The 5,964-nt window shown below is 38.0% G+C and carries 3 protein-coding genes; all 3 read right to left on the bottom strand.

The features are described 5' to 3' along the window. Positions 1 to 136: 136 nt before the first annotated feature. Positions 137 to 2,446, bottom strand: coding sequence for an aminotransferase class III-fold pyridoxal phosphate-dependent enzyme (locus VFS71_RS12860; protein WP_326401698.1), 2,310 nt, complete (start codon positions 2,444 to 2,446; stop codon positions 137 to 139). 38 nt (positions 2,447 to 2,484) lie between these two features. Beyond that, on the bottom strand, positions 2,485 to 4,620 hold the full coding sequence (locus tag VFS71_RS12855; protein ID WP_326401697.1) for a beta-galactosidase: 2,136 nt from the start codon (positions 4,618 to 4,620) through the stop codon (positions 2,485 to 2,487). A gap of 48 nt (positions 4,621 to 4,668) precedes the next feature. Then, a partial coding sequence (locus tag VFS71_RS12850; RefSeq protein WP_326401696.1) for an MGH1-like glycoside hydrolase domain-containing protein occupies positions 4,669 to 5,964 on the bottom strand: 1,296 nt, incomplete at its 5' end.

Here is a 5,964-nt window from a genome sequence, read left to right as displayed (position 1 = left end):
TATACGAGCTTGGTATTCTTCCAATTGTATGGGCTGAACTCCCTGGGTTCTATTTGTTATTTTGTCTAATTCAATTTGTGCAGTAGATCCGCCTATTCCGTTTTTCATAATTGGTGTGTATGTAAAATATGTTGAACTATTGTTGAATTTTTATTTCACTTAAAATTACATCTAAAAACTGTACCATTTCATCTGCATTTTGTTTATTGAAAGGCATTGGTGGTTTTATTTTTAGGACGTTGTGTAAAGGCCCATCTGTACTCAAAAGATACCCTTTCTCTTTCATTTTTTCGACAACAATATCAATTTCCGGAAGAGCGGGTTCCATCGTTATTCTGTCTTTCACCATTTCCGCACCTATGAATAGGCCATGCCCACGAACGTCGCTAATGATAGGGTATTTGTGCATTAATTCTCTTAATCCATCCATCAAGTAATTACCAACTTCTTTGGCATGTTCCTGCATTTCTTCTTCTTGAATCACATCCAAAACAGCCAGACCTGCTGTCATCGATACTGGATTGCCACCAAAAGTATTGAAATATTCCAAACCGTTATTGAAGGAATCGGCTATTTCATTGGTAACAATTACAGCGGCCAATGGATGGCCGTTACCAATGGGTTTCCCCAATACAACAATGTCCGGAACCACATCTTGAAGTTCAAATCCCCAAAAAGTATCACCCACTCTACCAAAACCAACCTGCACTTCATCGGCGATGCAAATACCTCCCGCTTTTCGCACATGATTATAAACCGTTTTTAAATAATTTTTAGGTAATGGAATTTGACCCCCAACACCCAATAAAGTTTCGCAAATAAATACAGCGGGTGCTTTACCTTCTTTCTGTAAATCTTCAATAATGCGTTGCACATCAGCAGCGTATTTTTCACCTGCATTTTCATCTCCGTATTTGAAAGGGCCTCTGTAAAGATCTGGGTTTATTGCTTTGTGTATCCAAGGCATTTTTCCAGAACCTCCTTTGCTATCAAATTTATATGGGCTCATTTCCATGGCAACCGTTGAGGTTCCGTGATAGGCATGGTCTAGGACAATAATGTCTTTTTGTTTGGTGAAATGACGACTCATTCGTATCGCCAAATCATTGGCTTCACTTCCCGAATTCACAAAATAGCAAACGCTTAAAGCGGGTGGTAAAGTAGCTGTGAGTTTTTCGGCATATTCTAAAATGGTGTCGTTTAAGTATCGAGTATTGGTATTAAGAGTCGCAATTTGTTTTTGCATTCTGCGAACCACAACAGGATGACAATGCCCCACATGTGAAGGATTATTTACACAATCCACAAAGGTTCTTCCTTTATCATCATATAAATATTGAAGTGCACCTTTTACGATTTTTAGATTTTCTTTATAACCAATGCTCAGGTTTCGCCCCACATTTTTTTGACGCTTTTGTAATAAATCCGAATAATCTTTCTCATTAATTACGGCATCAAAACCACATACTTTTCTGAAAGTATCTTGCGCTTTGATAGGATTGATTTTGATGAGTTGATACAATAAATCCCAAGCTGGTTTTTCGGTTATAAAATGATGTTCATTATTAGTGTCTAATGAACCATTGTACGCCGATTGGGTTACGCTGATGCACAATCTTCCGGCAATTAAATAATACAATAAATCCAATTCTTGAATGGTAAGCGGATAGGATTCATGATATCCTTTGACAACTAATGAAGCTGCCGTAAGCGGATCTTCATTGGCAAGCATTGCATACGTGCAAGCTACAGCAAGATTATTAATCAAAGCGGTATAGACCATGTCGCCAAAATCAATTAGACCGGTTACATTGGTTTCATCTACCAATATATTGTAATCATTGGCATCATTATGCACATAAGCATGTCGCAAGGTGTGTATGAGCGGAAGCACTTCGGTATCAAATTGCAAAAGAAAATAACTGGCTATTCTTCTTTTTTCATGCTTTTTTATATACTTCAATTTATCATTTGCGTCACTGGCTCTGCTAATGTCCCAAGTGTATTGACGGTGCATTGCGGTATGCGAAAAATCTTGAAGTGATTGATCCATAGTGCCCATAAAGTTTCCCAAATTTTGGTATAGCTCTATTGATTTGTTTGTCTTTTCAACCCAAAAACAACCCTCAAGAAAACTTAGGATGCGCAAGTAATATTTTTTTCCGTCTTCTGTAATGGGAGTTAATTCATTTCCTTGTTTATTGATGCAAAACTGCTGAAATTTTGAGGCTAAAGGACTATTCGATAAATGTTTAATGATTTTAACCTGTGCATCCAAAAAAGGATAAGGTTGTATATCGTCGGAAACTTTTAATATAAACCGCTTGTTATTCGTATCGGTTAGTAAATAATTCAACTCATCATAACCATTTAACATTTTTGCGGTAACGGATAATCCGTAATGTTCTTTTGCTAATTGTTGAATGTGGGCTTCAGTGCATTTCATCGTTCTGTTGTATTAAAATATTTTTTGTGTCGTGATTTTTATTTCCAAATAATAGCTTGCGCCGGCTGTAATGGATTCTCTCCCACCAAAATTTTGCTGCCTTGGGGAATTGGTAAATTTATGGGATCGTTTGTGTAATTGACTCCCACGAAAAATCCATCTCTCCATTCTATAAATACTCCTTTTGGCAAATCTTCTATTGAGATTTTGGCTCTTTCATAAACGGAACGAACAATTTGTCTTTCCAATTTTCCGTCTTTGCTTTCTACGCCAATGTAAGTAATGGTTCCTTTTCCTAATTTTCGGGTAACAGCCGCTGCTTTGTCTTTGTAAAACTGATCGGAATAGGTTGCCAAAACTTCAGTTCCGGGTTTTGGTTTTAATACATCTGCCCAAGTGTTCCATTCATAGGTATTGTCTCCAGCTTTTATGGCGCCGTTTACATTGGCTGCCAACATATCAAAAAACTCTACATCGGCACCTATTAACGGAACAATCGGGGCATTCCAATTGGCTTCAAAAAAATGTCCGTTTTTATCTTTTTGACCTGTACGACAGGTCAAGATTAAATTCCCTCCGTTTTCTACATATTTCGTCCATTTGTCCACTAATTTTTGATCAATAAGTTGATAGGCTGGTGCGACCATAAACGGATAGGCAGAAAAATCATCCTCCTCAGTTACAAAATCCATTGGAGCGCCAGTAGATTTTATGGCAGTAGTATAAGTATTTCTGTGTTTCCAAGTATTCCAAAATTCGGTCTGTTTTTGATTTTCCAGATCCCAAAGGTTTTCATGACTCCACAAAAAAGCCGTTTTTCTTATGGCAATTTCTTTCGGGATTACCGCTTTTGGGTTGTATTCCTTGCGCAGTAATTTCATATCGGCAATGGATTGTACAAATTCTTTTCCTCCAGAAGAAAGTGTTACGCCATCGGTTCCTACGATTCCGTCATGATACATTTCGCTACTCCCAAGCGGATGTCTGTATCTGTAGGTGCAGGCAAAGGAACAGCCTCCACCAAAAGCTTGTGATAACCACATGTGAACCGTTCCGGGTAACAATTGCGGATTAATGTATGCCCAATTTACTTGCCCAGGTTGCATTTCCATAACGCCTGTTACGCCATTTATAGAGCGATAATAATCATTTGCTTCCGATATTTTTGTTGGAGAACCCATTCTAAAACTATTGCCGCCCAAAGGATTTTGACCACTAACCGGGTACATGGTGTAAGTTGCAAAATCCATTTTGTCAGTTCTTCGGGGATCTGCACCATAAACAACATTGGTGTAATTAGTCGTAATCCATTGTTTTGGATCGATGTATTTTCTAAGGATTTCTGCTTGTACGTTCAAATACTCCGCTTGCGAATCAGCCGTAAATCGTTTAAAATCTAAGACTGCGTGAGGACTCAATTTGTCTTCATTATAGATTTCTGCATTCGGAATCGCAATTTGCTCAAAATTATTATAACGAATACTCCAGAAACTGGTCACCCATTCTGTATTCAGTTTTTCGATTGTTCCGTATTTGGCTTTAAGCCAATTTCTGAATGCTTTTTGCGCCGATGGACTAAAATCTTCTGGCGCTCCAGGTTCGTTATCTACTTGCCAACCTATCACGTTTTTGTTTTTTCCGTATCTTTTTCCAAGTTCCGTAACAATTTTGGCTACAAATTCTCGGTATTTTTCATTAGAAACCGATTGGTTGGCCCTGTTTCCGTGTTCTCTACGACGGCCAGTTGCATCCACCAAATAAATTTCGGGATATTTTTCTCCCATCCAGGCCGGTGGAGTTGGTGTTGGCGTGCAAAGAATGACTTTCAAACCTGCTTTTTCGGCTAAAGCCAAAGATTCATCAAGCCATTTGAAATCGTACTTTCCTTCTTCGGGTTCCATAAAACTCCAGGCAAACTCAGCAAAATGAGTAAATTCAAAACCTAATTTTTTGATGTTATTCAAATCGCGTTCCCATTGTTCTTTTGGCCATTGCTCGGGATAATAATAAACTCCAATTTGCATTAAATCGGGTTTTGAAAAAAAGCGTTGCGGGCTTTTTTTATCCGGAGAGGAACCTTTTATTTCTTGTGCCAATACGGGAAATGAATAGCAAGTTAGTATAAGTAAGAATGTGAATAACGGTTTAGTAATAAAGGCAATTGGGTTGTTCATGTTTAGTTTTTTAAATAGGGTTTCAATTTTAGAAAAGAATTTTAAGTTTTAATCTTTTAAAAGAAGCATCATGTAATGCGCCGCCGACCAGCTGAAATTATAAGATTCCAATCCTTTTCCGGTTATAGGTTGATAGTTTTCACGAATGGCTTCTCCTTTTCCTAAGACACCATCGGCATTGTAAATGAGTTTGTGTGCGAATTGATTTGCCTCGGAGATATAGCCATATTTTTCTAATCCATTTATCGCAAATTGACTTTGATCGAGCCAAATTGGACCTCTCCAATAACCACCTTCGGGTTTGAATTTTGGATGATTGGCAGCCAATGTTGGTAAAGGAATAAACGTATTGAAAGTAAGGGGATCAAGCATATTATCTTTGATCATCTTGGCTTGTTCAGCAGTGGCAACTTCTGCCCATATGGGAATATAGCCTTCACAGCCCATCACTTTCACAAGGGATTTTCCATCAATGGACGTGTCATAAAACCAACCAGTGCCAGCATCCCAAAATTGGTTTTGGATTTTTGCCTTTAATGCAACACTTTCATCTTGCCATTTTTTGGATTCTTCCGGTAGTTTTAAAACCTGAGCCATCTTACTCAGATAGTTTTTTTCGGCATATAAATACGAATTCAAATCAACACTTTCCTGATCTATCGAATATGCATTTTCTCCATTTTTTAGCAGCTGACTGTCGTCAAAACGAACGGCATTGTCCATACCGCTTTCCCATTTTCCCGCGATTAAAGTTCCATCTGTCGAACCAAATTCACATAGCCCGTCTTGGTCGTGATCGCGATCTTTGTACCACCAATTGTGATATAGTTTAAGTTTAGGATATAATTCTTTTAAGAAATCAGTATCTTTTGTTTGCTCATAAATTTTCCAAACCGCCCATGCTGCCAGTGGCGCTTTCGTATTTCTGTAATTATTAGGTTCGATTAGGGTGTCTCTATAAACACAATCTGGAATAAAGCCATTTTGTTTTTGATAATCAAATAAGGCACGCATTTGGTTTTTTGCCAATTCAGGGTTGTAATTTGTAACGGCAGCTGCATGTTTCCAGCTGTCCCATGCCCAAAATCCATTAAACCATTCGTAATTGTAACTCGGAAAAATACCGTCGTGTTTCAAACCTTCGGCTGCGATTCGAGAGTTGTTCTGTAGCGTAAGAACTAATTTTGCCAATAAATTGGAGTAGATCAAATCGTTATAAACTGCTTTCTTTTTGGCTATTAATTGAGCTAATTGATTTTCCTTTTCTTTTTGGGAGCTAGAAAGAATAGTGTTGAATTTTGCTTTCGCTAAAGATTCCTTTTCTTTTTGCCATGAATATTGCGG

The organism is Flavobacterium sp., assembly GCF_035760125.1.
Taxonomy (GTDB): domain Bacteria; phylum Bacteroidota; class Bacteroidia; order Flavobacteriales; family Flavobacteriaceae; genus Flavobacterium.
Note: the sequence above shows the minus strand (reverse complement) of the source record. Positions and strands in the feature narration are given on the sequence as shown.

What these genes read in the sequence shown, in the direction of transcription:
- VFS71_RS12855 (WP_326401697.1), bottom strand. Translation starts at nt 4,620, where the DNA reads ATGAACAACCCAATTGCCTTTATTACTAAACCGTTATTCACATTCTTA.
- VFS71_RS12860 (WP_326401698.1), bottom strand. Translation starts at nt 2,446, where the DNA reads ATGAAATGCACTGAAGCCCACATTCAACAATTAGCAAAAGAACATTAC.